The organism is Nocardia sp. NPDC004573 (assembly GCF_053602135.1).
Map to the genome: position 1 here is coordinate 124307 of NZ_JBSGDA010000005.1, position 3612 is coordinate 127918.

General features: G+C 67.1%; 2 protein-coding genes. Both read left to right on the forward strand.

All coding sequences use genetic code 11. The features are described 5' to 3' along the window. The first annotated feature begins 271 nt into the window (after nucleotides 1-271). Nucleotides 272-1444 carry a TetR/AcrR family transcriptional regulator gene (locus ACWEKR_RS10305; RefSeq protein ID WP_452354224.1) on the forward strand — a complete coding sequence of 391 codons (1173 nt, stop codon included), beginning with the start codon at nucleotides 272-274 and terminating at the stop codon, nucleotides 1442-1444. A 215-nt stretch (nucleotides 1445-1659) separates the two neighbouring features. Beyond that, the gene (locus tag ACWEKR_RS10310) at nucleotides 1660-3495 is read left to right on the forward strand and encodes an acyl-CoA dehydrogenase (protein WP_452354225.1); all 1836 of its coding nucleotides are present in this window, start codon (nucleotides 1660-1662) and stop codon (nucleotides 3493-3495) included. The last annotated feature ends 117 nt before the right edge of the window (nucleotides 3496-3612 follow it).

A 3612-nucleotide genomic window follows, 5' to 3' on the forward strand; every position in this document is an offset into this window, starting at 1 on the left:
CGGGCTCCCTCTGCTTACCTGATCGACGAACGATCCCCGGGCTGGTGATAGCTGCGGGAAGCCTACTCGACAGTAGCACCATGGCTTCGATTATGACGAAATCGTCATACGGATCGTCGTCGCGCCGAATCCCGCCGCGCACACCAGCGAACGGCTCGCACGCGGAGGCGGCCCGGCCCCGCCGGAGACGATCCGATAGGCGACACTGACCGCGATGGGCACACAGGCGCACGGCGGACAGCCACGACGAAGACCACCGCATCGACGCGAAATGATCCTCGATGCCGCGGTCGACGCCTTCACGCACGGCGGCTATTACGGCACGACGATGGCCGACATCGCCGCAGCGGTCGGCATCTCGGCGACGGCGTTGTATCGGCACTTCCGCAACAAGCAGCAACTTCTGGGGCAGTGCCTGATGGTCGGGCTCGACGACACGCTCCAGCGGCTCGACGCCGCGTATCGCGCCGACGATTCCGGTGGCGCGGTCCTTTCCGAAGCGGTCCGGGTCGCGCTCGAGCTGCGCGGCCTGCCACGCCTCTGGCAACTGGAGTTCCGCAACTTGACCGCCGCCGACAAGACCGCGGTGCTCGTCCGCGTCGCGCGGCTGACCCGCTACCTGCGGCGCACGATCCGCCTGCGCCGCCCGGAACTGAGCGCCGCCGATGTCGAACTGCTCAGCTGGTGTGTGCTGTCGATCGCGGTCAGCCCCTCCTATCATCGCGCCGAGTTGCCCGCGCCGGCCGCCGCGCAGGTACTCGAGGCCGCCGTCACGGCCGTGATCACGACCCGGATGCCCGCACGACCGGCCGGCCACGCGCCGAACCGGCCACCACGCATGGAGACCGGCAACGCCGCACTCGACCGAGCGCTGCGGTCGGAGCGGATGCTCGCCGAGGCGGCGCGACTGTTCAGCACCCGCGGCTACGCCGCCGTGGGCATCGAAGACATCGGTGCGGCCGTCGGCGTGACCGGCCCTGCGCTCTATCACCACTTCTCGAGCAAGGCGGATTTGCTGGACCAGATCGTCCGGCGCCAAGACGAGTGGCTGCGGCTGCTGCTCGCCCGGGCCATCGCCGAGGGTCGCAGCGCCGAGGAGTCCATGCGCTCGCTCATGCGCAGCTTCGCCCAGCTGGGCGTCGACGAACCCGATCTCTTGGCCATCACTGTCAGCGAGATCCGGCATCTGCCGGGCGACGGGGTGCAGCGCTACCGACGCGTACGCCTGGACGGCATCGCCCAGTGGGCCCGCATGCTGCAGGCCGTGCGGCCGGACCTGTCCGCGCCGAGCGCGCGGGTGCTCAGCAGAGCCGTCACCACGGTGGTCATAGATGCCGTACGCAATCCCCGTTTCCGGCGGCGTGCCGATCTCGTCGAGATTCTCGTGGCCATCGGAGAGGGAATCGGCGCCGCCGGAATCCATGGCCGAGTCGGCGCACAGTGATTTGTGCCACTTAGTAGCCATTAACTTATTCCCGCCGAATATGCGCTAGCAGCGGATTGAATGCCACCACCCGACTCGTATTTCACTTAGCGGTCATTAACATCAGATTGATTTCGCGTTGTCGGTGCCGCACAGTGTGCCGTGGGTGATCACCTGAAGGTGCGCCCGCCGATTCCTCGCCGGTACACCGGCCGTTTCTCGAAAGGCATTGGCCCGTGAGCCATTACAAGAGCAACGTGCGCGACCTCGAATTCAACCTCTTCGAGGTGTACGGACTCGACGACATCCTCCGGACCGGAGCGTTCGGGGATCTGGACGGAGACACCGTGCGATCGATGCTGGCCGAGGCGGCGCGCCTGGCCGAGGGACCGGTCGCCGAACCGTACGCCGAAACCGACCGCACCCCGCCCGTTTTCGATCCGGCCACGCACTCCGTCAGCCTGCCCGAGCCGTTCAAGAAGGCGGTGCGCGCCTGGTACGACGCCGACTGGTGGCGCGTCGGCAAGTCGGAGGCGGTCGGCGGGGTGCCCGCTCCCTCGATGCTCAGCTGGGCCATCAGTGAATTCGTGCTGGGGGCGCAGCCCGCGGCCTACCTGTACCTGACCGGGCCGACGATGGCCCACATCATGCACGGCCTCGGCACCGAGCAGCAGCAGCGCTGGGCGCAGTTCATCACCGAGCGCAACTGGGGCGCCACGATGGTGCTCACCGAACCCGACGCCGGTTCCGACGTCGGCGCGGGCCGCACCAAGGCGATCGAGCAGGAGGACGGCTCCTGGCACATCGAGGGCGTCAAGCGGTTCATCACCTCCGCCGACTCCGACGACCTGTTCGGCAACATCATGCACCTGGTGCTGGCCCGCCCCGAGGGCGCGGGACCGGGCACCAAGGGCCTGTCGCTGTTCTTCGTGCCGAAGTTCCACTTCGACCACGAGACCGGTGAGCTGGGCGAGCGCAACGGCGTCTTCGTCACCAACGTCGAGCACAAGATGGGCCTGAAGGCGTCCGCAACCTGCGAGCTGACCTTCGGCGGCCACGGCATCCCCGCCAAGGGCTGGCTGGTCGGCGAGGTGCACAACGGCATCGCGCAGATGTTCCAGGTCATCGAGGAAGCCCGCATGATGGTCGGCACCAAGGCCATCGCCACCTTGTCCACGGGGTACCTCAACGCCCTCGAATACGCGAAGAACCGCGTGCAAGGCAGCGATCTGACCCGGATGGCCGACAAGACCGCGCCGAAGGTGACCATCACCCGGCACGCCGACGTCCGCCGGTCGCTGATGATGCAGAAGGCCTACACCGAAGGCCTGCGCGCAATCTATCTCTACACCGCCGGGCACCAGAACGACGTGGTAGCACAACACATCTCGGGCGCGGACGCGGAGCTGGCCGCGCGGGTCAACGATCTGCTGCTGCCGATCGTCAAGGGCGTCGGCTCGGAGCGGGCCTACCAGTACCTGACCGAGTCGCTGCAGACATTGGGCGGTTCCGGCTTCCTGCAGGACTACCCGATCGAGCAGTACATCCGCGATGCGAAGATCGACTCGCTCTACGAGGGCACCACCGCCATCCAGGCGCAGGACTTCTTCTTCCGCAAGATCGCCCGTGACCGCGGCGTCGCCTTGGCCCACCTCGCGAGCCGGATCCGGGACACGGCCCACTCTTCCACGGGCAACGGCCGGCTCAAGGCCGAGAAGGTTCTGCTCGCCACCGCGCTGGAGGACGTCCAGGACATGGCGGGCCGGTTCACCCAGCATCTGCTCGCCGCCCAGCAGCAACCCACCGAGTTGTACAAGATCGGACTGAACTCCGTCCGGTTCCTGCTCGCCGTCGGCGACCTCCTCGTCGCCTGGCGGCTGATCGTCGCCGCCGAAATCGCCATCGCGGCACTGGATGCCGATCCCGCCGGCCAGGACCGCGCCTTCTACCAGGGAAAGATCGCCGTGGCATCGTTCTTCGCCAAGACTGTCCTGCCGCACCTCAGCGCAGAGTGGTCGGTGATCTCCGATGTCGACATCAGCGTGATGGATCTCGATGAAGCCGCGTTCTGACGGACGGATATACGCGGAGGGCGACGCGGCGACCGAAAGCAATCCGGCACGGGAACAGCCTCGACTACTCGGGGCTGGTCCCGTGCCGGGGATGGAATATCGCACGGATGCCGATCG

Coding starts and splice junctions, on each gene's coding strand:
- ACWEKR_RS10305 (WP_452354224.1), top strand. CDS start 272: ATGATCCTCGATGCCGCGGTCGACGCCTTCACGCACGGCGGCTATTAC.